27 protein-coding genes are annotated in these 24127 nt (G+C 35.6%); 7 read left to right on the top strand and 20 right to left on the bottom strand.

What is annotated here, in order from left to right:
• Nucleotides 1-277 precede the first annotated feature (277 nt).
• From LC814_RS06655 to LC814_RS06625, 7 genes are all read left to right on the top strand, one after another.
• Nucleotides 278-679: a GlcG/HbpS family heme-binding protein gene (locus LC814_RS06655; RefSeq protein ID WP_226063170.1), complete on the top strand. Its 402-nt coding sequence runs from the start codon at nucleotides 278-280 to the stop codon at nucleotides 677-679.
• A 108-nt stretch (nucleotides 680-787) separates the two neighbouring features.
• Nucleotides 788-1906: a serine hydrolase domain-containing protein gene (locus LC814_RS06650; RefSeq protein WP_226063169.1), complete on the top strand. Its 1119-nt coding sequence runs from the start codon at nucleotides 788-790 to the stop codon at nucleotides 1904-1906.
• Between the two features lie 31 nt (nucleotides 1907-1937).
• Nucleotides 1938-2933 carry an endonuclease/exonuclease/phosphatase family protein gene (locus LC814_RS06645; protein WP_226063168.1) on the top strand — a complete coding sequence of 332 codons (996 nt, stop codon included), beginning with the start codon at nucleotides 1938-1940 and terminating at the stop codon, nucleotides 2931-2933.
• 39 nt (nucleotides 2934-2972) lie between these two features.
• On the top strand, nucleotides 2973-3500 hold the full coding sequence (locus LC814_RS06640; protein WP_226063167.1) for a DUF421 domain-containing protein: 528 nt from the start codon (nucleotides 2973-2975) through the stop codon (nucleotides 3498-3500).
• A 242-nt stretch (nucleotides 3501-3742) separates the two neighbouring features.
• Nucleotides 3743-4804 carry a fatty acid desaturase gene (locus tag LC814_RS06635; RefSeq protein ID WP_226063166.1) on the top strand — a complete coding sequence of 354 codons (1062 nt, stop codon included), beginning with the start codon at nucleotides 3743-3745 and terminating at the stop codon, nucleotides 4802-4804.
• A 34-nt stretch (nucleotides 4805-4838) separates the two neighbouring features.
• Nucleotides 4839-5393 (top strand): crossover junction endodeoxyribonuclease RuvC, encoded by a 555-nt coding sequence (gene ruvC / locus LC814_RS06630; protein WP_226063165.1) that lies wholly within the window; start codon nucleotides 4839-4841, stop codon nucleotides 5391-5393.
• 140 nt (nucleotides 5394-5533) lie between these two features.
• On the top strand, nucleotides 5534-6613 hold the full coding sequence (locus tag LC814_RS06625; protein ID WP_226063164.1) for a DUF4407 domain-containing protein: 1080 nt from the start codon (nucleotides 5534-5536) through the stop codon (nucleotides 6611-6613).
• Nucleotides 6614-6674: 61 nt separating this feature from the next.
• On the opposite strand, the gene LC814_RS06620 is transcribed toward LC814_RS06625, so the two are convergent.
• From LC814_RS06620 to LC814_RS06525, 20 genes are all read right to left on the bottom strand, one after another.
• Nucleotides 6675-7247 carry an SCO family protein gene (locus LC814_RS06620; RefSeq protein WP_226063163.1) on the bottom strand — a complete coding sequence of 191 codons (573 nt, stop codon included), beginning with the start codon at nucleotides 7245-7247 and terminating at the stop codon, nucleotides 6675-6677.
• Nucleotides 7244-8086 carry a formylglycine-generating enzyme family protein gene (locus LC814_RS06615; protein WP_226063162.1) on the bottom strand — a complete coding sequence of 281 codons (843 nt, stop codon included), beginning with the start codon at nucleotides 8084-8086 and terminating at the stop codon, nucleotides 7244-7246. The genes LC814_RS06620 and LC814_RS06615 overlap by 4 nt, the downstream gene beginning before the upstream one ends.
• A 35-nt stretch (nucleotides 8087-8121) precedes the next feature.
• Nucleotides 8122-9159, bottom strand: coding sequence for a copper-containing nitrite reductase (nirK, locus tag LC814_RS06610; RefSeq protein ID WP_375373388.1), 1038 nt, complete (start codon nucleotides 9157-9159; stop codon nucleotides 8122-8124).
• Between the two features lie 190 nt (nucleotides 9160-9349).
• Nucleotides 9350-9805 carry a DUF6759 domain-containing protein gene (locus tag LC814_RS06605; RefSeq protein ID WP_226063161.1) on the bottom strand — a complete coding sequence of 152 codons (456 nt, stop codon included), beginning with the start codon at nucleotides 9803-9805 and terminating at the stop codon, nucleotides 9350-9352.
• 84 nt (nucleotides 9806-9889) lie between these two features.
• Nucleotides 9890-11350, bottom strand: coding sequence for an IMP dehydrogenase (gene guaB, locus LC814_RS06600; RefSeq protein ID WP_226063160.1), 1461 nt, complete (start codon nucleotides 11348-11350; stop codon nucleotides 9890-9892).
• Between the two features lie 70 nt (nucleotides 11351-11420).
• On the bottom strand, nucleotides 11421-13964 hold the full coding sequence (locus LC814_RS06595) for a T9SS type B sorting domain-containing protein (protein WP_226063159.1): 2544 nt from the start codon (nucleotides 13962-13964) through the stop codon (nucleotides 11421-11423).
• A gap of 44 nt (nucleotides 13965-14008) precedes the next feature.
• On the bottom strand, nucleotides 14009-14533 hold the full coding sequence (locus tag LC814_RS06590; RefSeq protein WP_226063158.1) for a DUF4252 domain-containing protein: 525 nt from the start codon (nucleotides 14531-14533) through the stop codon (nucleotides 14009-14011).
• A 4-nt stretch (nucleotides 14534-14537) separates the two neighbouring features.
• Nucleotides 14538-15800: a DUF4252 domain-containing protein gene (locus LC814_RS06585; protein WP_226063157.1), complete on the bottom strand. Its 1263-nt coding sequence runs from the start codon at nucleotides 15798-15800 to the stop codon at nucleotides 14538-14540.
• 11 nt (nucleotides 15801-15811) lie between these two features.
• Nucleotides 15812-16486: a hypothetical protein gene (locus tag LC814_RS06580; protein ID WP_226063156.1), complete on the bottom strand. Its 675-nt coding sequence runs from the start codon at nucleotides 16484-16486 to the stop codon at nucleotides 15812-15814.
• A 12-nt stretch (nucleotides 16487-16498) separates the two neighbouring features.
• Nucleotides 16499-17011, bottom strand: coding sequence for a GFO_1088 family ECF-type sigma factor (locus LC814_RS06575; RefSeq protein WP_226063155.1), 513 nt, complete (start codon nucleotides 17009-17011; stop codon nucleotides 16499-16501).
• Nucleotides 17012-17329: 318 nt separating this feature from the next.
• Nucleotides 17330-17626 carry a type II toxin-antitoxin system RelE/ParE family toxin gene (locus LC814_RS06570; RefSeq protein WP_226063154.1) on the bottom strand — a complete coding sequence of 99 codons (297 nt, stop codon included), beginning with the start codon at nucleotides 17624-17626 and terminating at the stop codon, nucleotides 17330-17332.
• Nucleotides 17623-17871, bottom strand: coding sequence for a type II toxin-antitoxin system ParD family antitoxin (locus LC814_RS06565; RefSeq protein WP_226063153.1), 249 nt, complete (start codon nucleotides 17869-17871; stop codon nucleotides 17623-17625). The genes LC814_RS06570 and LC814_RS06565 overlap by 4 nt, the downstream gene beginning before the upstream one ends.
• Before the next feature lie 124 nt (nucleotides 17872-17995).
• Nucleotides 17996-18409 carry a PaaI family thioesterase gene (locus LC814_RS06560; RefSeq protein WP_226063152.1) on the bottom strand — a complete coding sequence of 138 codons (414 nt, stop codon included), beginning with the start codon at nucleotides 18407-18409 and terminating at the stop codon, nucleotides 17996-17998.
• Nucleotides 18410-18867: 458 nt separating this feature from the next.
• Complete coding sequence (locus LC814_RS06555) at nucleotides 18868-20001, bottom strand: 3-hydroxyacyl-CoA dehydrogenase NAD-binding domain-containing protein (protein ID WP_226063151.1); 1134 nt, start codon at nucleotides 19999-20001, stop codon at nucleotides 18868-18870.
• Nucleotides 20001-20813, bottom strand: coding sequence for a GLPGLI family protein (locus tag LC814_RS06550; protein ID WP_226063150.1), 813 nt, complete (start codon nucleotides 20811-20813; stop codon nucleotides 20001-20003). The genes LC814_RS06555 and LC814_RS06550 overlap by 1 nt, the downstream gene beginning before the upstream one ends.
• Nucleotides 20814-20923: 110 nt before the next feature.
• Nucleotides 20924-21721 (bottom strand): enoyl-CoA hydratase-related protein, encoded by a 798-nt coding sequence (locus tag LC814_RS06545; RefSeq protein WP_226063149.1) that lies wholly within the window; start codon nucleotides 21719-21721, stop codon nucleotides 20924-20926.
• 81 nt (nucleotides 21722-21802) lie between these two features.
• Entirely contained in the window at nucleotides 21803-22276 is a 474-nt protein-coding gene (gene paaD, locus LC814_RS06540; protein WP_226063148.1) for a 1,2-phenylacetyl-CoA epoxidase subunit PaaD, read from the bottom strand.
• Between the two features lie 149 nt (nucleotides 22277-22425).
• Nucleotides 22426-23175 carry a 1,2-phenylacetyl-CoA epoxidase subunit PaaC gene (gene paaC / locus LC814_RS06535; protein ID WP_226063147.1) on the bottom strand — a complete coding sequence of 250 codons (750 nt, stop codon included), beginning with the start codon at nucleotides 23173-23175 and terminating at the stop codon, nucleotides 22426-22428.
• A gap of 87 nt (nucleotides 23176-23262) precedes the next feature.
• Nucleotides 23263-23544 carry a 1,2-phenylacetyl-CoA epoxidase subunit PaaB gene (gene paaB / locus LC814_RS06530; protein ID WP_226063146.1) on the bottom strand — a complete coding sequence of 94 codons (282 nt, stop codon included), beginning with the start codon at nucleotides 23542-23544 and terminating at the stop codon, nucleotides 23263-23265.
• A gap of 34 nt (nucleotides 23545-23578) precedes the next feature.
• Nucleotides 23579-24052 carry a DUF695 domain-containing protein gene (locus tag LC814_RS06525; protein WP_226063145.1) on the bottom strand — a complete coding sequence of 158 codons (474 nt, stop codon included), beginning with the start codon at nucleotides 24050-24052 and terminating at the stop codon, nucleotides 23579-23581.
• Between the last annotated feature and the right edge of the window lie 75 nt (nucleotides 24053-24127).

Raw genomic sequence — 24127 nt, 5'->3', positions numbered from 1 at the left:
CACTGTCTTTTTGAAAATCATTTTTTACCTTTAGTCCTAATCTTTTAAACCAACATTATGGAAAATACTCAATGTACTTGTAACTGTGAAGGATGCAAATCAGGTGATTGTAAAAATTGTACGTGTACCAACTGCACTTGTAAAGGTTGTACTTGTGATAAGTAAATCACTACGAGAGAAACATTAATTAATAACTAAAACCATCAATACTTCTAAGGTTTTGCTGGTTTTTTTTGAAGTTTTGTAAAAAAAATAGAAATCAATAAAAAGTAATAAAATGAATATTACCTTATCACAAGCAGAAAAATTAATCGCAGCTGCCAAAGAAAAAGCAATAGCAATCGATTGTACAATGAATATCGCCGTGGTTGACAGCGGAGCCAATTTGGTCGCCTTTGCCAGAATGGATGGTGCTTGGTTGGGATCTTTGGACATTTCCATTAAAAAAGCAAAAACCGCCAGATTCTTTGATATGAATTCTGGAGAAATTGGAAAATTGTCTCAGCCTGGAGAATCGCTTTATAATATCGAACACTCCAATGGTGGACTGATCACTTTTCCTGGCGGAGTTTTAGTAAAAAATGCAGAAGGTGAAATTATTGGTGCAATCGGCGTAAGCGGAAGTGCTGTAGAAAATGATCATGCAGTTGCAGAAGCGGGAGCAGCAGCACTTTCATAAAACAATAAATGAAAAACTAAAATCTTCCAATAATCGTGGGAGATTTTTTTATTTCTATTTCAGCTATTTGTTTTTCATTCTTTATATTTGAAAAAACGATCCTCTTCTATGAATATCAAATCTATTCTGTTTCTGCTCATTCTTGTCTTTTCATTTTCCTGTAAATCGGAAGCTGAAAAAATCGCCGACCAAACTTCGGTACGAAATGCCATCATTGACAGCACCATTATATTGTTTCAAAAGAACTTATTAAAATCGCATATTGATTCTGTTTTTGCAAGAACTCAATTTAATGGAAGCGTCTCTGTTCGCCAGAACAATAAAGTTTTGTACGAAAGACAAAACGGTTTTGACGATTTTAATAAAAAGAAAAAATTGGATAGTAATTCGGTTTTTGCAATTGCGTCTTTAAGTAAACAATTTACGGCAGTTCTAATTTTAATTCAGGAAGATGCGGGAAAACTTTCTACGGAAGACAAAGTTTCAAAGTATTTGGTAGAATTTAAGCCGAATCAATTTCAAAATATTACGATTAAAGAATTACTGAATCATACGTCTGGCATCAGGGATTTTGGCAGTGGATTGCTTTCCAAACCCGGAACTGAATTCCATTATTCCAATAAAGGATTTCATTATTTAGGACAAATTATTGAAAAGGTTTCAGGGAAATCGTACGATGAAAATGCCGTGGAATTATTTAAAAAAGTGGGCATGACAAATTCTTCAACCTCAAATATATTTAAAGGAGATAACTTTGCTTCCGCGCATACTGGAAATGTCCAAAATTTTTCAAAGGTTGACAATATGCCGAAACGTCTTTCAAATACCGAAATTTCGGTTCCTGCAGGTGGAATATTATCTTCAGCTGATGATTTGCATCGATGGAATTACGCGCTCTACAACGGAAAAATTTTGAAACCGAGCTCGTTGAGTAAATACATAGAAAAATCATCCGACAGAAAACACCCGATTTTGGGCAAAATGGGCTACGGATTTGGCATCATGATGAATATTGGAAAGCCCGACGCTTACTTCCACACCGGTTATGTAAAAGGTTCACCGTCCTTAAACATTTATTATCCGGAAACGAAAACTTCTGTCGTTATTTTATCGAATATTGCCGATGAGACCAAAGGTAAAAATGCGATTTTTATTCCTCATAAAGAGATCAAGCAAGTTACAGACGTCATTCAAAATGCTGTAATTGATTTGCGGAAAGATTTATAAATGAAGCAATTTTTATAGTAACTTTAATCACATGAAAACTGTAAAAAAAATTCTTTGGGGCATTTTGTACTTCGTTTCCGGAAGCCTTATTCTGTGCGCCATTTTTTCGCTTTTCAGAAATTCGAGTGTTCGATATTTTAAAATGCTGGACTTTCCTAGAATTCAGTTTTTTATTGCGTCAATAATTTGTCTAATTCTTCTGCTTTTACTTGTAAATAGTTGGAAACGGTACAAAATAATCCTGGTATCTGGACTTGTTTTGGGTGTAGGAATCCATACTTTTTTTCTGATAAACTATACCGGTTTAGTTGATGTTGAAGTTCCTTCTGCGGAAATTGTAAAAAATTCAGATAATCATTTCAGCTTGCTGTTGGCAAATGTGAAGATGACAAACAGAAACTCTGCGGATTTGATTAAATTAATCAGGGAGAAAAACCCGGATTTAATTTTAGGAATGGAGATCGACCTCTGGTGGAATCAACAGTTAAAGTATTTGGAAAAAGAATATCCTTATTTTCAACGGGTCATTAATGACGAAACGTATGGAATGATTTTGTACAGCAAATATCCCTTAGAAAATCTGAAAGTTAATTATTTGAATAATAAAAAAGTTCCGTCTTTTGAATGTCTGGTAACACTTAAAAATGGTCAGAAGATAGATTTGCATTGTCTGCATCCTGTGCCACCTATGCGTTTTGAAGATTTACCTGATAATGTAGGCCAAAGAGACATTGCCATGAAAAAGCTGGGCAAAGAAATTCAGAATAACAAATATCCTATCGTAGTTGCTGGCGATATGAACGATGTGGTTTGGGCAGAAGTTGATGAGTTAACCGGGACAAAAAATATATTACATGATACCCGGGTGGGACGTGGATTTTTAAACACCTTTAATGCAGAAAACCCTTTCATGCGTTGGCCTTTGGATCATGTTTTTGTGAGCAAGCAATTTCGGCTCAACACGCTGGAAAGAATGCCGAAAATCGGGTCAGATCATTTTCCGCTTTTTGTGAGGTTAAGTCTGTAATTGGCTGGTTTTAAGTTAACCAAATATAATATATTCAACATGAATAAAATATTTTTCGACACTTGGGAAGGCTTGGTGAGTGTTGCAGTGACAACTATTCTTGCCTATATTATTTTGATTTTTATACTTCGAATATCTGGTAAAAGAACCTTAGCAAAAATGAATGCTTTCGATTTTGTTGTAACGATCGCTCTGGGCTCGATACTTGCATCTGTCATTTTGAATAAATCCGTTCCTTTAGTAGAAGGATTATTGGCTGCCGCATTACTTATCGGACTGCAATTCTGCATTACTTATATTTCTGTTCGCAGCAAAAAATTCAAGCAGAAAATTAGCAGTACTCCAACATTATTATATTATAAAGATGAAATGCTTTATGATGCTCTGAAAAAAGAACGGATCGCAATTGGAGAAATCAATAAATCTGTACGGGAAGCTGGCCATGCGGATTTTGAAAAAATTAATGCCATCATTTTAGAAGCTACCGGAGATATAACTATAATAAGCGAGGAAATAAAAAAAGAGCACGAAGCGATGGATGACGTAGAATTCATTAATAGGCGTTAAAATGCTGTTCTTTTTTTTAAGGATAATTACTAAAACATTTTTTTTACTTTTTAAATATCAATAATTAGAAGGATTCTTAAGTAAAATTTATTTTGAATTTCTACTTAGTAATTTTTACAACAGATTAAATAGAGCAATTAGTAAAAATTTCACCACTTTTTTAGAAAATTTTAACATCGAATTTAGGTATTATTTATGCCATAGTTCTTTTAAATTAATATCTTTGCAGCTTAACATAATATATGACCAAAGAGCAAGAAGAACTTATTATACAGGATCTTAAAGACTGGAAAAAACTAATTAAACCATACGCTTCACCCGAAACAGGACTCGCCTGGAAGCAGATTTTCAATACCATTTTACCATTTATCGGTGTATTTCTTTTGGCAGCAATTCTCTACGATTACTCGCTGATCGCTACATTATTGGTTTCAATTGTAGGCGGTCTTTTTTTAACGCGCGTATTTATAATTCAACATGATTGCGGACATCAAGCATTTTTCCCAGACCGGAAGAAAAACGACAGAACAGGTTTTATTACCAGTTTTCTCACGTGTATTCCTTATAAATATTGGGCTAGATCACACAATCACCATCACTCACATCAGGGACAATTAGATACCCGAACGATTGGCGATGTAAATCTTTTAACCGTTCGTGAATACGAAGCGCTTTCGAAATTTGAAAAATTCAAGTATCGTATTTATCGGTCATTTCCCGTCATGTTTATTATTGGCCCGGCGTATTATATTTTCATCCATAACCGTATTCCGTTTATTACTTTGAAAGGCTGGGATAAAGAGCGAAAAATGCTTCTTCTCACAAATGTTTTTCTTGTTTTATTTTTTGCGGTCTTGGGCATTTTATTATCATTACCCAATTTTGATTTGATGTACGGTTTCAAAAAATTGGCATTTATTTATATTCCAATTTTGCTCACTTTCGTATTTACAGCGATCTGGTTTTTTTATATGCAGCATCAGCACAACCCAAATTATAAAGCCTGGAAAAAAGACTGGGAATATGTTTTGGCCGCGATCAAAGGAAGCTCTTATTATAAATTACCTGCGATACTCAATTACTTTACAGGAAATATTGGATATCATCACCTGCACCATTTGGCGCCAAAAGTTCCCTTTTATAAACTGAAGAGATGCAGTCAGGAAAATCCGGTTTTTCAAAAACATGTTTCTGAAATTACTTTTTTTGGAAGTTTAAAATATGCTTTTTATACTCTTTGGGATGAAGAGAATGATTGTATGGTCAAATTTTCCCAACTAAAAGAAATTCGGGTTAAATCTTAATAATCCAAAGTATACTTATCTTACCTTTGCGCCAATGCAGAGCGAAAAAATAATTTTAGGAATTGATCCCGGAACCACTATTATGGGATTCGGAATTATTTCTGTTCAAGGAAGTAAGATGGAATTGGTTTCAATGCATGAATTGATTCTGAAAAAATATCCAAATCACGAGACCAAGCTCAAGTATATTTTCGAACGAACTTTGTCTTTAATTGATGAATTTCATCCTGATGAGGTTGCGCTCGAAGCTCCGTTTTTTGGCAAGAATGTGCAATCGATGCTGAAGTTGGGTCGCGCGCAGGGAGTTGCCATGGCGGCTTCATTATACCGAGATGTTCCGATCACGGAATATTCCCCTAAAAAAATTAAAATGGCCATCACGGGAAACGGAAATGCCAGTAAGGAGCAGGTTGCCGGAATGCTGAAAACCCTTCTAAAACTTAAAGAATTTCCGACGAAATATCTTGATGCATCTGATGGTTTGGCAGTTGCCGTCTGTCACCATTTCAATTCTGGAAATGTGTCGCAAGAGAAGTCCTATACGGGCTGGGACAGTTTTCTAAAGCAAAATCCCGATCGGCTGAAGTAAGGTAACTTTCTAATTATCAATCAATTTATTTGTAAAACCAGTTCACATTAATTATACAAAAGATTTACTTGGCTAAACCTAATACTATTTGTAACATTGTTGCGTTTTCTAATACCAATTAATTATTACAGTACTAAAAGATGAAAAATCAAAAGATAAATCCTTTAAATCAAGTTAATCATTCTATGAATTGGTTTCAAAAATTTCTCATGGTTTGCTCCGGCGGAAATATTCATATTTTAAAGAAAACGCCAAGTGAATGGAATAAGTTTTCCGGCATTGGCGGAATTGTACTTTTCACGGCAGTTTTTGCGACACTTTCGGCGGGTTACGCCATGTTTACGGTGTTTGATGATATTTGGATTTCCGTTGCTTTTGCAATTTTGTGGGGTTTAATGATTTTTAATTTAGACCGTTATATTGTTTCATCCATCAAGAAAACAGGAACGTGGTGGAATCAGATTTTGATGGCAATTCCTCGCTTAATTTTAGCGGCTTTTCTAGGTATCATTATTTCTAAACCTTTGGAATTAAAGATTTTCGAGAAAGAAGTCAATAAGCAATTGAACACCATTATTCAAAGAAATAAAACGCAGCTTCAAGCGGAAATGAATGGCAGAATTCTACAACAATCCGGACCTTTCGATACTGAAAAAAAGCAAATTCAAACCAAAATTGCAGACTATCAAAAATCCTATGATTCGGCTGCTGTAGAATTGGAAAAAGAAATATTAGGAAAACAAAGTGGTTTAACCAGCGGGAAAGTAGGCTATGGCTCGAATGCCGAAAGAAAAGCAGAATTAAAAGAACAACGACGCGTTGATTTAGAAAATTATCAGAAACAGATTGCCCCGCGCCTGGAATATCTGGATAAAGAGGTTTCGAAAGTTTATACCAATATCGAAAAGGAAAGAGATAAAACGGAAACTTTTGAGGATCAGTTTAATGGCTTTGCTGCAAGATTACAGGCGTTGGATGAACTCGGGAAAAACTCAGCCATCATTGGCGTTGCGGCAGCTTTTATTATGGGATTATTTATTTCACTCGAGATTGCACCGGTTTTAGTAAAATTGATATCTTCTGTCGGACCCTATGATCATCTGTTAGAAAAAACGGAAAATGATTTCAGGTTGTATTCTAAAGAAAAAATAGAAAAAGGAAATGCATTAACCGATCACCGAATTGATGATTTTAGAAATAATCTGGGAAAAGATCATTAAATTTTAAAACAAAAAATACCTGCACAATTTCTTCTGCAGGTATTTTTTTAAAGTTGTTATTTTAGTTCAATTCGTTTACTGTTTTGGCCACAGCATCCGAGTTTACGATTCCTTCCGTCTGATCAATCATTTCTCCGTTTTCATTAAAAACTGTTATAATATTAGAATGCGAGAATACGATAGGAGAAATCTTTTTGTATTTCACGGCTAAAACATTGGCCAGTTCCCGTACAGATTCTTTATCACTTCTGAGGAAAAGCCAAGGCTCACCCTCCATTTTGTGTTGCTTTCCGTATTGTTTTAAAACTTCGGGCGTATCATTTTCCGGATCAATGGAAACTAATACCATGGTTGTTTCTTTCAGTTTGTCTGCAGTGATCTTTTTTGCAATTTTTTGCATATCAGAAACCAAAATCGGACAAGCCGTTTTACAACTGGTGAAAATCATCACCATTACGATGTTTTTTCCTTTCAGATCTTTTAACTCAAGTTCCTTCGCATCTTGATTCTGCCATTTTGAATCTAATAAAAATATTGATTCGCTAAGTGCTTTTTCCTCTTTTTGCGACGCTTTATTCTCATTACAAGAAAAGAGTAGAATCGCTGAAAAAAAGAGTATTATAATATTTTTCATTTTGTAACGTCTTTTGCGCATCGGAAACCGAGGTTTCCTACGGTATAATTGGCTTTTAAACTTGATCGGAAAGCGTACCGCATAAACGATGCATAATTTAAAACATCGGTAGTACTTGTGGCTGCAGAAGCACAGAATAGACCTTTGTCATCAAATTCTGCTGTTCTGGAATCACTGGTCGTCATGATGGAATTAAAATCGTCTGTCCATTCCCAAACCAAATCAAACATATTATAAACGCCATAATAATTTGGTTGAGAGATTTTCACCGCATTTTTTTCCCTTTCTTTCTGATTATAAAGATTAATCAAATGAGCGGAGTAGGTGGACTTGTCTCTGGCATTGGCACTTTCTTCGTCGGCCATCGCGACATATTCCCATTCATCTAAAGTCGGCAATCTTTTTCCCGCACTTTTTGCGTAGGCTTTTGCAGCAAACCAGGAGACGAAAGTTACCGCTGCATTTGGATCGGCATTTTTCGGTAAGGTTTCATCATTTTGCCAATCTTTCAAATAAGTGTCATCGGCAAAAACTGCTTTTACATGGCTGCGTTTCCATTTCGGATTCTTCTGTACGAAGTCTAGAAATTCTTTATTCGTTACCGGTTTTTCATCGAGTAAAAAATCCTGAACCTGAACCAAAGAGCTGTCTTCTCCATAAAAAGGTTGGTATTCGCCACCTTTAATCAAAACCATTTTGACATCTGGATTTATAGAAACTTCCTTATTATCGGATTTGGCAGATTCTTTTGTGGAATTGAACGCCGATACTTTGTCGCAAGCGGTTAAAAGAAAAAAGAAACCACCGAAGTACAGAAATATTTTAAAAATTTTGAACATGGTGGTTTCTTTTATTGATGATTAATGAGATAATGTTATTGTACTTTATGGAAAATTTTTGGATTCTTCTCACCTGTAACTTTCAACATTCCGATGGCACCTTTATTAAATGCTCTGAAAATTGAGTGGTCTACCAAAATATAATTTCCGGGTTCTTCAACTTTAAATTCTACCATAGCTGCACCACCTGCGGGAATTACTGTAGTTTGAATATTTTTATTAATGGTTGTTCCACCTTCAACATACACTCTGTCGAAAATTTCCCCAATTACGTGGAAGGAAGACACCAAGTTTGGTCCACCATTACCCACGAACATTCTTACTGTTTCTCCAACTTTAGCTTCTAAAGCATCAGCACCCATTAAGGCATTTTTCTTACCATTAAATACTACGTAAGTTGGTCTTTCGTCAACACCTTTGTCTTGATCAAATTCCTGAAGACCTTTTTCGTCAGTCTTTCCTTTTGTATAGAATTCACCTTGCATAATGTAATATTCACGATCTACTTTAGGCAAACCACCTTCTGGTTCTACTAAGATCAAACCGTACATTCCGTTTGCGATGTGCAATGGAACTGGTGCTGCAGCACAGTGATAAACAAATAATCCTGGATTTAACGCTTTGAAATTGAAGATCGCTTCTTTCCCTGGAGCTACATTTGTCGCTTCTGCACCGCCACCTGGGCCGTTTACTGCGTGAAGGTCAATATTGTGTGGCATTACGCTGTTACTTGCATTTTTAAGGTGAAGTTCAACTTCATCACCAACTCTGATTCTAATAAAAGTTCCTGGTACGGTACTGTTGAAAGTCCAGAATTTATAGGTTACGCCATCAGCCAAAACACCCTCTTCCTCAGTTGCTTCTAAGTGAACAACTACTTTTTTTGCAGCTCTGTTGCCGATTGCAGCAGGAACCATTGGTGGATTTAGTTTGGCTTGGGTTTCAGTTTCGCCACTCACTTTAATATCCATTGCGGAATTTTCAGTTGTTGCTTTGGCGTTGTCGCCTGGAGTTTGTTTGCACGCCTGTAATGTTAAAAGGGCTAAAGCAAAGCTTGTTACAATTCGTTTCATTTGAATGATATTTTTTACTGTTTTTTAATAGGACAAAGTTATCCGAATTAGAATGTATTTCAAAATTATTAGGTATGAATTTTATCACCTGTTCTACTCAAGACTTTTAAATATAAAGCATTGAGGAATTCCGCACTTTTTTGGTGAAGCATTATGACAGAAGATAAAATTTTTTCTGGAGAAATATAAATCAATTATTGGAAAGCTTTAAAATGAGCGGTTCACTAATGTTTTTTTGAGAATAATAATTAGCTCCGCAAATATCCGATTTTAAAGTGTAATTACCTTTATCAATCACAAACTGATTTTTAGATTGCCGACCAATCGGGAAATTATAAATCAGGTTGTTGCTGATGCCGACTACTCTGATGATAATATTGCAGTTTGAGGTATTTTCGATAACGGCCGCAGTTTGTTTTTCAGTAGGATCTGGATCATTTAAAAGGTAAGTTAAAACTTCTGCCGTTACTTTCTTTTTATTGATTTGATCTTTTGCCATTAAATCATTGAATTCTGAACTTTCACTTCTAGATCCAGATGATGCAGAAGTATTGGTACCGGGGAAAGAACGGTAAACGCTGCCAGGTGGCAAGATATCACAGCTGAGGAATAAAAATAATAAAAGTGCAGTGAAAAATGATTTCATAAAGCTTTTCTAAAAAAGTAAATATAAAGAATTTTAAAACAAATGCCGAAGCAAAACTTCGGCATTTGTTATGGTGTATTTTCTTTATAAAGAATAATTAGGTGCTTCCTGCGTAATGATAACGTCATGCGGATGCGATTCTTTCAAACCACTTCCCGTAATCATAACCATTTTTCCATCTTCCTGTAACGTAGGGATATCTTTCGTTCCGCAATAACCCATTCCGGCTCTTATTCCGCCAGTAAGTTGAAAAACTACGTCTTCTAAACTGCCTTTGTGGGGAACTCTACCTTCAATACCCTCCGGTACAAACTTTTTTGCTTCACTTTGAAAGTATCTTTCTTTTCCGCCACGTCGCATGGCTGAAAGTGAACCCATTCCCTGATAAGATTTGAACTTTCGTCCCTGAAAAATAATTTCTTCTCCCGGAGCTTCATCAGTTCCGGCTAATAAAGAACCAAGCATCACCGCATTTGCGCCCGAAGCTAGGGCTTTTACAATATCTCCGGAAAGTTTAATTCCACCATCAGCGATTACAGCAACATTTTTACTTTTTGCATATTCGAATACATTATAAATTGCAGAAAGTTGAGGAACTCCAACACCTGCCACAACTCTGGTTGTACATATTGACCCTGGACCCACTCCAACTTTAAGAATGTTGGCGCCCGCTTTTATTAAATCTTTGGCTGCATCAGCGGTAACAATATTTCCGCCTACGATATCAAGATCAGGGAAGTTTTTTCGGATTTCGACCACTTTATCCAAAACGCCTTTAGAGTGACCGTGTGCAGAATCTACTGCGATAATATCAACGCCAGCTTTTACTAAAGCGGTTACCCGCTCAATCGTATCTTCGCCAACACCCACACCAGCACCTACAATCAAGCGTCCGCTGCTGTCTTTGTTAGCATTTGGATATTCCATTTGATTGTCGATATCTTTAATGGTAATAAGACCAACCAGTTTAAAGTTTTTATCAACAATAGGAAGTTTTTCAACTCTATTTTGAAGTAAAATTTCTTTTGCCTGTTCCAAATTGGTGGCTTTATCAGAAGTAATGAGTTTGTCTTTCGTCATTAATTCTTCCACTTTAGCATCTAGGTTTTCCTGATATTTTACATCGCGGTTGGTAATAATGCCAATCAGTGTGTTTTCATCATCAACCACCGGTAAACCGGAAATTTTGTACTGCGCCATTAAATCTCTGGCTTCCTTTAACGTATGGTCTTTTGTAAGAGTAACAGGATCAGAAATCATCCCATTCTCCGAGCGTTTAACACGGTAAACCTGCGCTGCTTGCTCTTCAATCGGCATGTTTTTGTGAATAAACCCGAGGCCGCCAACTCGTGCGAGAGCTATTGCCATTTCAGCTTCTGTAACCGTATCCATCGCAGCGGAAACTATAGGAACATGAAGGGTGATTTTATCGGAAAGTCGTGATTTTAGGGAAACCTGATTAGGTAAAACTTCTGAATAAGAAGGTATTAACAGAACGTCATCGAAAGTGATGGCAGTTTCTACGATTTTGTTATGAATAGACATCTTTACTTTCTGCGCGAAATTAAGTTATTTTTATTTAAAATAAAAATTTCTGCTTTTTGTTAACAAAACTTTAATTCGCATTTTTTAATAAAATCCACTGGGACTTCTGTGTTTGAACGCCCTCTGCGTCAGTTACGATATAATAAACCCAGTAAGTTCCGGTGGGAAAACTGATTCCCGTCTTCGTTTTTCCGTCCCAGCAGGTTTCGTTAGTGGTATGTTCATAAACTTTCGTCCCATATCGGTCATAGATGGCTAATTTTAAAGTGGACATATTTCCTAAATTTTCATAACACCAAAAATCATTTATTCCATCGTTGTTTGGAGAGAAAAAATTTGGTAAAATTGCATTAGGATCGCCAGGTTGATCGGGAATTTTTGTCTGAATCAGACCAATTTCACGAAGGATTGTACAGCCACTTCCGTAGGTTATTTGGGCGTAAATTTCCGTTTTGTTAGTAGAAAAATTATTAATTAAAGATCCGGTAATCTCGTCCCCAGGATTTTGATTTACAGTCTGAAAGTACTTTATTTTGTTCGCATCGGGGTTTGATAGGGTGGCTTCCGTCAAATCATACACATAACTTGTATTACGGAATCCTTTGGGAAATATAGATTCTTTCAGTTCGATTTTGGGTATTGGGTAAACTGAAAAATTTACTTTAACGGTTTGCGAAAATCCACTTGATCCTTTAATTTCATAAACGAGCCGGTTTTCTCCTGAAAAATCTTCATCTATTTTCACGAATATGACTCCGTCTTTAATAATGGCTTTGCCGCGAAAAGGTTCCGTTAAAATGCGCGTTGAAGCGACCTCATCTCTAGGTCTTGGCGGTGAAAATGAGGCATCAAGAGTGAAAGAATGGCATTGGATTCCTTCGTTTTTCTCCACAACGAGATAAGGACAGTTATCTACTCGTACAGGCGAAGTTGTAAAAGTAAAATCCATGTAAGAAACCACACAGGTGTAATTTCCAGGAAGTTTGGGCGTAATCGTTGAACCCGTTTCTCCAGTAATATCTACGCCATCAAGTTTCCACTGAAATCCTTCAAAATCGATATTATTAAGATATAGAAAGACGCCTTCTTCGATGCAATTTCCATTTTTAATAATGAAAGGATCATTAGAAAAACCAGTGTAACCGCCGCCATAACCTGCATACCGAAAACCACCCACGGTATCGACCATCAAACTTTTGTTGGAATTTATACTGATATTGCCGCCATAATTTATTCTTGTAAAATAGGACCAACCTGGTTTTCCGGGAATGGTGGAAAAATCTGTAACGGAACCTCCATTAAAGGTAATCGCTGCATTATCGGGCGTTTTCACGGTAATTTTGTTAAAAACATCAACGACTCCTAATTTAGCAACGCTAGGAATTTCAATGGTATTCGATAATTTTTGCCGCGGATCGGGCAAATAATCTTTGTCGATTGGGTAAGAAAACAACATTCCGCTCGTAAAATCTGTTCTGTCCGGAACTGGTCCGCGAACCATAAAATTATATCCACCAATCAACTGATATAAATATACCGGCTGCGAAGTACGAACGTACATGCCTCGGGTGGGGATATCAAAAGGTTCTGGATTTCGAAAGCCTTCTTGAGTTCCGTCTATCCAGGTGTTTTTTTTGTTTGGCGATGGACTTATAAAATGTTCACCTTTATTAAGCGTTTTATAAGGTTCTGTGTCGTTATTAAAATAAATTTTAGTACCGTCTTTGGTCGCTACTACGATTACTTTTTCCATGCCTGCTTCCGTTTTGGTCATTCCGTTTACCACGAAATATTCTTTACCAATTTTCGATGTAGGCATGGTCTGATCCGCATTCATGTTACCGCCGCCTTCTACGCCAATATCTTGGCTCACGAAATTTCCATTGGAAACTACAATCGGCTTATCGGAAGTAATTCTGACCCCAATAAGATTAGGATCGTTATCATCTAAAATGTAATCTGTATTTGCTCTTTTATCGGCGGCGACAACATAAGATTGCCCTTTCTGTAAGGTAAATTCTAAATTTTCATGCTTTAGACCGTCAGAAAAAATAATTTCCTTATCGTAATCGGAAACTTTAACATGAGTATCATCTCTGGTAGCAATTACGGAGGCAAAATAATTCATGCTATTCGGATTGTTCCCGTAAAGAATAATCTGATCCATAACGGTGAAGAAATCTTTGCCTAAGCCTGATTTTCCTTTAGACGAAAAAATATCGGCAATTTTCGCCGAAGTTATTAACGGACCTGTTGCAAGGCGCAAACTTGCGTAAAAACTCTTTTCCCCTGCCATCTGAATACCAGCGGGGATTACTTTCATAACTCGCCTGTCTGTAGCTACATGGATCAAGCTGGTATCAAAGTCTTGAGGTGATAAAATTCCGGGCATGGATTTACTGATAGTTAATGTTTTTAGCAAAACATTGTTACTATAAACTTTCACAGTAAAAGGCGTAATTTTATCTGTAGAGAGGTAAAAGTAAAATTCAGAAAGTTTATAAACACTTCCCGTCTGATAAACGGGTGGAAACCAGTGTTCTAAATCCAGTTGTGCCTTTACATATAAACTGAAGCAGAGAAAAAGACTTATTACTATTTTACTGAATTTCATGTGCTAAATTTAAAAAAAATAAAACACTTCTGTAAAAATAATAACTAATTCTTCATTTTACTTCGGATTTCATTTTTCTCCGAATAATTAATGAGTTTTGAAATATCATCTGCCGTAAAGTTTCCAGAAACATCCACATAAACTAATTCCTTTCCTGAAGCCACCGTGATTAAGAGTTTTCTGATGCGTTCACCTTTCTGCTTTGCCTGGAAATTGATGGTTTCCTTATCTTTTTTTACCGTTACCCATTCCTCAAAATTATTTTTGGTTAGGTATTTTGCGAAATCAGCGACCATTTCTTGGTTTCCATTTTCGATAGTCATCACTTTTATATCCGATATTTTCTTGATGATATTGATGAGTTCTTCACTTTCACCGTCGTCTTTTAGCGCTTTTTTAACGATTGGTTTTGCCAGAAACATGGGAACATTAACACTGGTAAAATGCGCATCTTTATAATCGTAGTAGGGATTGTCGAAAAATGCCATATTGGGGCTGGATGACACGATGCAAGATTGTACGGAAAATAACATCAGAACAACTGTTGAGAAAAAATATAGTTTTTTCATGGTATTAATTTAATGGTTTAACGCTTCCGCCGCTTGAAGATTTCCCGGCTCCAACTAGCGTTGGATTTCCTTTGTAACGTATCGAAGCTCCCGAACTTGCCGCTGCATTTAAACTTTCAGAAGCATTAATTTTAAGATTTGCGCCCGATGAAGCCCTCGCTGCACCATTTTTTGAAATTAAATCTTGCGCGTTGCAAGATGCGGCACTAGAAAGATTTACGACTGTTGTTTCTGCCTTTCCTGTGATAGTCGCCATAGAACCACTGCTGCCTTCGAATTCGAGGGTCTCTGTTTTCAGATCCAGTCTCATCGATGAGCCGGAACTGATGTCAACAGTTGTTTTATTTCTCACGTTTATATCTGCCGTTAAATTCGCTCCGGAGGATATTTCAGCCTTGAAATCGTTTTCGTTAACAGGACTAACAGTTGTTAGAAAAGATCCTGAAGAAAGTTTTACGGAAGAAAGATGTGGAGCTTCTATTGTTACTAGAAGTTTCTTGAAATTTAAATTTCGGTTTTCCTTATTTTTTACGGTAATGACCAAAATTCCATTTTCAACTTCTGTAGAAACATATTGTTGCAGGTTGGGACTTGTTTCTACCACGACAGTTTGATTATTTCCCTGCGTAAAATTTACTTTAATCCCACTTGAAACCGCTACTCCCGTAAATTTACCAACGTTTCGAACTTGGGTAACGCCATTCGAAGTGATGTTTTCTGTTGTTACCGAACTTTTAAGAGTTGAATTTTGAGCTTCGTTCACCAGCGTATTTACATCATCCATTGAGATTTTTCCATCCAACATCATCAAAACGGTATTTCCTTCGGAGTTGATGCTGAGCAAAAGGTCGTCTAAAACCCCATTCGTCGCATCGGAAGAGAGAAATTTTATTTTGTTGTCTTTGCTGTTTACGGTAATCAATTCCTCATATTTCATATTTTTCAGGGAGACGCCAATCTCACTTTGTAATATTTGAAATAAATTCATCTGCCGCTGATCTGCCAAATTTGTGGATACCGCAGGTTTTTCGAGAATTAATATTTTAAGACTGTTGATTTTGCTGAGTAAAGGTTTAATCTGTGCTAATTCATCATCAGCAATATTCAGCTTGTTCAGCATATTAAACATGGGTTTGGCAATTTTGATGGAGGTAATTCCATCTGCTTCCTGATATTTTTCAAAAAGCTGATCCAGTTTATCTTTTTGCGCATTAATTTGGAAAAAATACGAAAAAGTGAGGGCGAATATTAAAAGAAGTTTTTTCATGTTATTAAATTTTAGTAATCATTGTTAATGGTGGTAATGACATCGGTTTGAGCCATTGTTTTAGATACATTTTCAGATAAAATCCGGAAGGAATACTTCGTCAAGTCAATCGCTTCCTGTTCATTTTCTATTTTTTGGCCGTTGATAATTACGTAATTAGATTCGTATTTTGGTTGATCTGTTTTTTCCTGAATTTCTTTTTTTTCTGGCATCGACATGTTAGCGTAACGCGGTCGAGTTTCTTTTCTAATTCTGCCTCTGCGCGGTAAAATTTGATCCATAATATCGGTTTCTTTTACCTGATCTACCGTACGACTGGAATCGGATACAATGCTGTCTTTTTTAATTTCAATACTGTCATTAATGGCGTTAACTGCAAAATTTGACTCCTGCTGAAAATGATCTTTCTCTTTCAGAATTTCGTTTTTAACCATCGTATCTTTTTCGGAAACAGAATGTGTATTGCCGTATTTCACAAATAGACCAACTGATAAAAGCAGAATTACACTGGCGGCCATCCAAAATGTTTTCGGAAAATAGCCACCTTTCGGCTGAGGTTTTAAGGGAATTATTTTCTCTTCCTGTTTTGTTTTCTCCAGGAAATCTTCAAAATCCCAATTCATTTTCTCTTCCTTGAGCTCTTGGGTTATTTCGGTATATTTATCTTCAGGTTTGTTCGTTTTCATTCTAAAAATTTTTTATAAATTTTCGATCATTCTGTTTTCATAATCCATCAGTTTCTGGATTTGTTCTTTCACTTTTTGTCGTGCTCTCATCAAATTTACACGAACTGCATTTTGCTCCATTTCCAGGATTTGTGAAATTTCTACTACATCGAAATCTTCTACATCTTTTAAGTGAATTACAGCTTTTTGTTTTTCCGGAAGTTCATTAATAAAACCAATGATCTGATCTTTCATATTATTCGATTCCACTTCATGAATTTCACTTCTGTGCATTTGAAAATCTGCAAATCCCAATTTCACGTCTTCATGCTTTAAACGGTTCAAACATTCATTTTTCACCGACTTCATCGCATAAGATTTCATGTTTCCGAAACTCGCGAGTTCTTCTTTTTTCTGCCAAAATTTCATCATTAAATCCTGTACAACATCTTCCGCTTCGTCGCTGCTGATCACGAATCTTTTCGCAAAACGATACATCTCATCCTTGAGACAGAATACCGTATTTTTGAAAATCTCGTGAGTCATAGTTTAGTTTCTATAAGTAAGACAACTAATTTCCGAATTATATTACATGAAAATAAAAAAAACTTCAAAATAGTTTTTGAAGTTTAATTTTTGCTCGCTTTTTATTATTAATTCCTCTTTTTGTTTTGGGAACTAATCTGCAGCCCGACTTGAACGGAGCTCTTTTTTATTGTTGGCTGAGCTTGTCGAAGCCAACAATAAAAAAAGCGGGAGTGGAAGGCAGAATTGTCTGCCCAAAAAAAATTACAAATCCGTCACTTTCTTCTCAATTTTATAAACTGTTCCACGAAAAGTTGCTAACAAAATTATGTTTTGATATTATTCTACCAGGCGGTTTTCAATATCCATTCTTTGATGAAGTATTCTGATGATTTCTATGGTATCTCTTTTTGATATTCGGTAAAAAACAAGATGGGATTTTACTTTTGCAGAGCGATAACCTTTTCTAATATGTTCGAATGATTTGCCACTTTCGAAATTCTCAGTAATATATTCAATCTCATTTAGGATAAGATTATAATAGCGGTCTGCCTGTTCTTGGGACCAATTTTCATAAGTGTATAACCAAATGTTTTCAAGATCTTCATTTGCTTTTTCACTTATTTCAAAAATCATTTAACGAGGTGTTTGGCGTGAATCTTTTTTAAATTTTCATTCCTGTCAAAATCTTTTACGATTCCACTTTTTTCTCCAATTTTAAGTTCGTTGATCAAAATCTTCGTTTTATTTTCTTCATTTTCCATTAAACGCAACGCATTTCTAATGACTTCACTTACAGATGAAAATTTTCCGCTAGTAATTTTTTCGTTGACAAAATTTTCAAAATGATCGCCAAGTAATATTGATGTATTTTTTCCCATTTCGTTTTTACTTTGAAACAAATGTACCAAGTTTTGGTATAAATGACAAATCTATTTGTAAGTATTTTAAAAGGTAATTATATTGATTAACAGTTTTTTAAATAAATTATCAAAATCTTTAGATCTATAGATCCGTCACCTTCTTATCGATTTTATAAACCGTGCCACGAAAAGTCGCAACTAGAACTTTATGCTGATTCGTAATCGAAATATCATAAACTCCAGTTTTTCTGGTATCGGAAATCAAAACACTTTCTGCCGTTAAAGTATCTCCCAATCGAATTGCTTTTGTAAAGTTCATTGAACAATGTAAAGCAACAGAAGCTTCATTCGTATTATTACTCGAAAAAGCCAAAGCAGAATCTGCGAGGGAAAAAGTAACGCCGCCGTGAACCGTTCGCAATCCGTTGATCATTTCTTGTTTTACAGGCATTACAATCAGACAATATTTCTCGCGAACTTCGATGAGTTTTATTCCCATCCATTGTGAGAAGTGATCCTGATTAAGCATGTATTGCGCGAGTTCGTATGGAGTCATGGTTTTAGTTTGAAAATGAGATAATTTAAAATTTTAAAAATGAAAATAGAATGAGCGAAAATTTATTTCAAATTACGCGATTTAACTTCTTTGTTTAAAGTTTTCACTTGAAAAAGTAAAGGCAAACTAATTACGGGTAACATAAAAACCGGAATAAATACAGCAATCGATATGGAGCTAAATCCTTTATTGAAAAAGATATATGAAAGCAAGACAACAAGCAATATACAAACAGCGTACATGCCAATAAGAACTCCTTTCAGCATATCTCTTCTTTTAATTAATTTCTCATCTGATAACTCAGAAAGGTCGTTCTTTTAATCCATGTAGTTGGCGATTTGTAATTGTGTTATAATTGAATTTCTTCTGTGGAAATCTGTGCAATAATTTTTTGCGCACAGATTGCATAGATTTTCACCGCTATAAATATAACAGCAGTTGCTGCATTTAATTAATTCTTACATCTTGCGAAGAAGCGCGCTTTGCCGGTATCTTTCCTCCTGATATACTTCGTAAAGATTTTGCAAGGTTTCAGAAACTTTATTAAAGCCAATATCAAATCCCCACTGCAACAAACCTTTCGGATAGTTCACGCCTTTTTGCATGGCTAATTCTATGGCTTCATCGTTGGCGATTCCAAGTCGTTTTGCTTCTACGGCTTCGTTGATTAACATTGATAAAATCCGCATGAAAATTTCCTGGTACAATTCTTCGTCTTTTTCGGGAGCAGGTTTTTGAGCATTTTCGGAGTAATCGTAAAAACCTTTTCCCGTTTTTCGACCGTGTAATTTTGCCTCGCTCATTCTTTGTTGAAGCAAACTCGGTTTATATTTCGGATCGTAAAAATAATCAGCGTAAACCGTTTTTGTTACAGAGAAATTAACATCAATCCCAATGAGATCCATCAATTCAAAAGGTCCCATTTTGAAATTACCCAAAGTTCGCATCGCATCATCAATCTGTTCCGGCGTGGCGATATTCTCTTCAGCAATTCTCAACGCTTCTCCATAAAACGGACGCGCAATTCTATTCACAATAAATCCAGGAACATCTTTCGCAATGACTGGAGTTTTACCCCAACTTTCCATTAAGGAAGTAATTTCGTAAGCCAAAGTTTTCTCGGTTAACAATCCCGGAATAACTTCCACCAAAGGCATTAAAGGAGCCGGATTGAAAAAATGAATTCCAATAAAACGTTTCGGATTCTTCAATTCTGAAGATAGGGAAGTGATTGAAATCGAAGAAGTGTTGCTAGAAATAATACATTCATCAGAAATAATTTCTTCTAATTGTTGAAAAACTTTTGTTTTGATTTCTTTGTTTTCAATGATCGCTTCAATCACCAAATCACAATCTTTGAAATCCTGAAGTTCCGTACAAGGTTTTATTTTTGTAAAAATATCTTCGCCTTTTTCTGCAGAAATTTTTTGTTTTTCAACCAATCTGTCCAGAACCTTTTTAAGACTTGCTAAAGACTTTTCTGTTTGTGCTGAGTTTTGATCATACAAGAAAACTTCACAACCGGCAGTTGCTGCAACTTGTGCAATTCCAATTCCCATGGTTCCAGAACCTATTATTCCTACGTTTTTCATTATTTAATTAGATCGATTTCAATGATGTTATTGTCTTTTTTGAGTTCCTCCATCATGTTTTTTTCAATATTTTTAATCATTTCTGCATGTTCGGCATTAGGAAATCTTTTCTTTAAGGCAATCGCTGGATATTTTCGATTTTCTTTAAACGCTTTTATAAACTTTGCATGGGGAATTGTAATCTTAACGTTATTTGAATTGTCTGGGTACACAAAATTTTCGTTCAAATTTTTAATCCCTTTTAATTCAAATTGATGACTTTTAGACTCGTCTTCTATTTTTACGATTAAGCCTGGCAAACCTTGGAATTTGTATGGACCATCTTGGAAAGGGATATCTTTTGTGAACCAAGCAATCCATTTTCTACCAGCAAATTCAATGGTTGCCTTTTGCGCTTTATAATCTAAAACCGAGAGGTATTCCGGATGAAGTTTCCATTTTAAATCGATATTTTGATGAACCACATAGTCAGTTTCAGAAATCGGTGTAATATATTCAATGGTACTAGAATTATTTTTTTTGATGATCCTAAGTCTTGGAATTATTGTACTTCTTTTTTGCGGTGGAGCAGGTGGTTTAAGAAAATAAGAACCATCTTTAATTTCTGACTGGATTGTAGAATCTGAAACAAATTTTCTATAGCTGAAATATTCAGATTGCTCTTTATCAATATTTAGAACCATTATTTCAGAATGAGAATTCTTTTTTTGCGTAGAATCGGGTATAGAAATATATTCGTAAATAAACTGTTTCGTTTGTGCGAAACTGTAATTTATTATAAAAATAAATAACATGATAATTAATTTTCTCATACAATTTGCTAATTTTTATCTTATGTTTTTTTTACTTTAAAATGTAAAATGTCGGAGGTAGAAAGTATTTAATTACATTTTACTTTGTACCTCCGACATTCTACAATGTGCTACTTCCCTTTATACTCCGGTATTCTTTTTTCTAAAAATGCTGAAACTCCTTCCATGAAATCTTCTGATTCTGCCGCTTCTTGCTGAAGTATTCCTTCTATATCTAATTGCTGAACCAGTGTATTATCATAAGATTCATTGAAAGCTTTTTTTGTGAGTGAAATCGCTTTCGTCGGTAGATTGGAGATTTGAGTTAAAACAGCCATTGCATTTTGCACAAAGTTTTCATCTTCGAAAACATCGGCAATTAATCCTAAATCTTTCGCTTCTTTCGCTGATATTTTTTTTCCGGTAAAAGCCAGATAATTTGCTTGTTGTCTGCCCAAAAGTTTTGGTAACCAATATGTTCCGCCGGTATCAGGAATTAATCCAATATTGACAAATGCCTGTGAAAAGTAAGAAGATTCTGTAGACAAAGTGAAATCACAAATTAAAGCCAACATTGCGCCAGCTCCAACTGCAGGACCATTCACCAAGGAAATAACTGGTTTTCTAGCATTTGCAATTTCTTTCACCAAAGGATTATAATAATCAATCACCATTCTTTGAATAACCCGGTCTTCATCCGGATCGCTAAATGACATCGCATCTTTCAAATTTTGTCCGGAACAGAACGCTTTTCCACGACCGGAAATCGCCAGACAACGAACATTTTCGTCACGACTTCCATCATGAACAAAAGTGCGAAGTTCGGAAAGAGTCGATTTATTTAAACTGTTAAAAGTTTTCTCGTCATTAATATAAGCGATGAGCAATTTCCCATCCAGGTGAGATTCTATTTGAAGTTGGGTGTACATGTTTTATTAATTTTTTGTGAATGCCTAAATTACCATAATTTTATTAGTTTGTAAACTTTAAAACGATGTGGTAGCTTCTATTTAATGACATTTAAAATAATCGAAAGGTTCCAGACAATCATTGCATTGATAACTGGCTTTGCAAAGCGTAGAACCAAATCTGCTGATTTGCTTTGTATTAGTAGAGCCGCATCTTGGACATTTTTTCGGGACATTTAAATGATCCTCGTGATTTCCTTTTTCCGGTGGCGTAATTCCGTAAACACGAAGTTTTTCCCGCGCTTCATCGGTAATCCAGTCGGTCGTCCAAATGGGAGAAATTTTGGTAGTAACTTTCGCCTGAATTCCTTTTTCTTTAAAGAGTTTAACAATGTCTTCTTCAATGTTAAACATCGCTGGACATGCCGAATAAGTCGGTGTAATAACAATTTCGACTTCGTTATCGGAAACCATTTTTGCTTCCCGAACAATGCCGAGTTCCACGATATTGATTACGGGAATTTCGGGATCGGGAATCTGAGAAAGTATCTCTAATAAGTTTGCTTGATTAACCACAAGATTTATATTTTTTTAAACCACAAAAGCCACAGAAGTTTTATGATTATTAAAGTGAAATTATGCCGTTGAAAAGTTCATAAAAGTACAACATCAATAATTTTGCAACTATCAACTATCAACTATCAACTATCAACTATCAACTAATATTACCAAGCGCAGTTTGGATATGTTCGCTGCATATACTGCAATTCACATAAAATGAATCCAAAATATTCGGTGTGATAGCCAGTTCTTGAACCTTTTTGCATAAATTTACTTTCGGGAATTTCTATGCCGAAATTTTGGAAATCTTCAGCGACTGTTTTTTTCCAAAGTTCCTCAATTTGTTTTCCGTTCGGAACGATTTCTAATTTCGCAAGATCTTCTTCGCCTGGAGTTTCTGCAAACATTCCGCCCGTGTATTCCCAAAGATTTTCAACGGCGTTTTTCAAACGGGTTTTGCTTTCTTCGGTTCCGCCTGCAAACATTTTAATCCAGGTTGAAGTATGCGTATAATGATATTTTACTTCTTTTAAAGATTTTTCCGCAATTGCAGAAAGTTGTTCGTCGCTGCTTTTCATTAATTCTGTGTAAAGAATTTTCTGATAAACCGAAAAGAAATAAACTTTTAAAAGCGTATTTGCATAATCACCATTCGGAAGTTCCGACAACTGACAATTCAGATATTCTTTTTCCAAACGCAAAAATGCCAAATCGTCTTCTGATTTTCCAAGATCCTGAATTTGTGCAGCGTATTTATAAAAATTATTAGACTGTCCGAGATAATCTAAAGCGATATTCGTCAAGGCGATATCTTCTTCCAGATAAGGTCCCTGTCCGCAAAGTTCGCCCAACCTTTGACCAAAAATCAAAGTATCATCGGCTAATTTTAAAGTATAATTAAAAAGTGGATTCATTTATTTTTTTTGTATAAAGTAAAATGTACAAAGTACAATGATGATGTCGAATTTACATTGTACCTAGTACAACCGACATAGTACGATTTACATATTTTTCACATCATTCGGGATTTCGTAAAAAGTCGGGTGGCGATAGAGTTTATCATCGGCCGGATCGAAAAATGCTTCTTTATCAATTCCTTCCGAAGTCACCAAATATTTACTTGGAACTACCCAAATTGAGGTTCCTTCCATTCTTCTGGTATAAACGTCTCTTGCTGCCTGTAATGCCATTTCCGCAGTTGCCGCTTGCACAATTCCTGCGTGTTTATGGGAAAGTCCCGGTTTTGTCTGGATAAAAACTTCCCACATATCTAAATTACTCATTGCTGTAAATTTTAAGTTTTAAAGGTAAAGATTTTTAATGAATTCCGTACCGTTCAAATGACTGCCAATACTTATCCTTATAGATATCAAACGTCATTTCGTAGTCTGGATATTTCTGCACCGTTTCTGCCAGAACTTTTGAAATCTTTCTGAAGTCTTTGCTGACGAAATAAATTTCTCGAACATTGTCGGCAGTTTCCCGACCAAGATTTAAGTTTCCTTCTTCTGTGTTTAGTTCAAGCATCATTTCATCTTCAATTAAATTAAAAAGGTCATAATCTTTATCGTCTGGAAAACCATTGTCTTCATCACCGTGATATTTAATTCTTAAAACCGAAATCCAGGGATGCGAGGCTTTTTGATTCCATTGCAATAAATCGACATTAACGGTAGCGAGCATGGGAAATCCATTTTCCAAAGTTCCTTCTAATAATGAATAGGAATCTTCAGTGGTTTCAATTTTTGCAGCTTCGTATTTTTCCGTAAATTCTGTTTTGCGCCAGCTCAAAAAATCTTTTAGTTTCTCAATTGGAATTAATTCTTCTTCCGCCTCATTTTTACCCGTAATTCTAAAGTTGTCGAT

It is taken from the genome of Kaistella polysaccharea, assembly GCF_020410745.1.
In the GTDB taxonomy this organism is placed as follows: Bacteria; Bacteroidota; Bacteroidia; order Flavobacteriales; family Weeksellaceae; genus Kaistella; species Kaistella polysaccharea.
The sequence above is the reverse complement of the archived record's forward strand: the minus strand, read 5'-3'. Positions and strand labels throughout refer to the sequence as shown.

Bases quoted from the DNA above. Each gene is read 5' to 3' on its own strand.
- LC814_RS06655 (WP_226063170.1), top strand. From the start codon at position 278: ATGAATATTACCTTATCACAAGCAGAAAAATTAATCGCAGCTGCCAAA.
- LC814_RS06650 (WP_226063169.1), top strand. From the start codon at position 788: ATGAATATCAAATCTATTCTGTTTCTGCTCATTCTTGTCTTTTCATTT.
- LC814_RS06645 (WP_226063168.1), top strand. From the start codon at position 1,938: ATGAAAACTGTAAAAAAAATTCTTTGGGGCATTTTGTACTTCGTTTCC.
- LC814_RS06640 (WP_226063167.1), top strand. From the start codon at position 2,973: ATGAATAAAATATTTTTCGACACTTGGGAAGGCTTGGTGAGTGTTGCA.
- LC814_RS06635 (WP_226063166.1), top strand. From the start codon at position 3,743: ATGACCAAAGAGCAAGAAGAACTTATTATACAGGATCTTAAAGACTGG.
- ruvC (WP_226063165.1), top strand. From the start codon at position 4,839: ATGCAGAGCGAAAAAATAATTTTAGGAATTGATCCCGGAACCACTATT.
- LC814_RS06625 (WP_226063164.1), top strand. From the start codon at position 5,534: ATGAAAAATCAAAAGATAAATCCTTTAAATCAAGTTAATCATTCTATG.
- LC814_RS06620 (WP_226063163.1), bottom strand. From the start codon at position 7,247: ATGAAAAATATTATAATACTCTTTTTTTCAGCGATTCTACTCTTTTCT.
- LC814_RS06615 (WP_226063162.1), bottom strand. From the start codon at position 8,086: ATGTTCAAAATTTTTAAAATATTTCTGTACTTCGGTGGTTTCTTTTTT.
- nirK (WP_375373388.1), bottom strand. From the start codon at position 9,159: ATGAAACGAATTGTAACAAGCTTTGCTTTAGCCCTTTTAACATTACAG.
- LC814_RS06605 (WP_226063161.1), bottom strand. From the start codon at position 9,805: ATGAAATCATTTTTCACTGCACTTTTATTATTTTTATTCCTCAGCTGT.
- guaB (WP_226063160.1), bottom strand. From the start codon at position 11,350: ATGTCTATTCATAACAAAATCGTAGAAACTGCCATCACTTTCGATGAC.
- LC814_RS06595 (WP_226063159.1), bottom strand. From the start codon at position 13,964: ATGAAATTCAGTAAAATAGTAATAAGTCTTTTTCTCTGCTTCAGTTTA.
- LC814_RS06590 (WP_226063158.1), bottom strand. From the start codon at position 14,533: ATGAAAAAACTATATTTTTTCTCAACAGTTGTTCTGATGTTATTTTCC.
- LC814_RS06585 (WP_226063157.1), bottom strand. From the start codon at position 15,800: ATGAAAAAACTTCTTTTAATATTCGCCCTCACTTTTTCGTATTTTTTC.
- LC814_RS06580 (WP_226063156.1), bottom strand. From the start codon at position 16,486: ATGAAAACGAACAAACCTGAAGATAAATATACCGAAATAACCCAAGAG.
- LC814_RS06575 (WP_226063155.1), bottom strand. From the start codon at position 17,011: ATGACTCACGAGATTTTCAAAAATACGGTATTCTGTCTCAAGGATGAG.
- LC814_RS06570 (WP_226063154.1), bottom strand. From the start codon at position 17,626: ATGATTTTTGAAATAAGTGAAAAAGCAAATGAAGATCTTGAAAACATT.
- LC814_RS06565 (WP_226063153.1), bottom strand. From the start codon at position 17,871: ATGGGAAAAAATACATCAATATTACTTGGCGATCATTTTGAAAATTTT.
- LC814_RS06560 (WP_226063152.1), bottom strand. From the start codon at position 18,409: ATGACTCCATACGAACTCGCGCAATACATGCTTAATCAGGATCACTTC.
- LC814_RS06555 (WP_226063151.1), bottom strand. From the start codon at position 20,001: ATGAAAAACGTAGGAATAATAGGTTCTGGAACCATGGGAATTGGAATT.
- LC814_RS06550 (WP_226063150.1), bottom strand. From the start codon at position 20,813: ATGAGAAAATTAATTATCATGTTATTTATTTTTATAATAAATTACAGT.
- LC814_RS06545 (WP_226063149.1), bottom strand. From the start codon at position 21,721: ATGTACACCCAACTTCAAATAGAATCTCACCTGGATGGGAAATTGCTC.
- paaC (WP_226063147.1), bottom strand. From the start codon at position 23,175: ATGAATCCACTTTTTAATTATACTTTAAAATTAGCCGATGATACTTTG.
- paaB (WP_226063146.1), bottom strand. From the start codon at position 23,544: ATGAGTAATTTAGATATGTGGGAAGTTTTTATCCAGACAAAACCGGGA.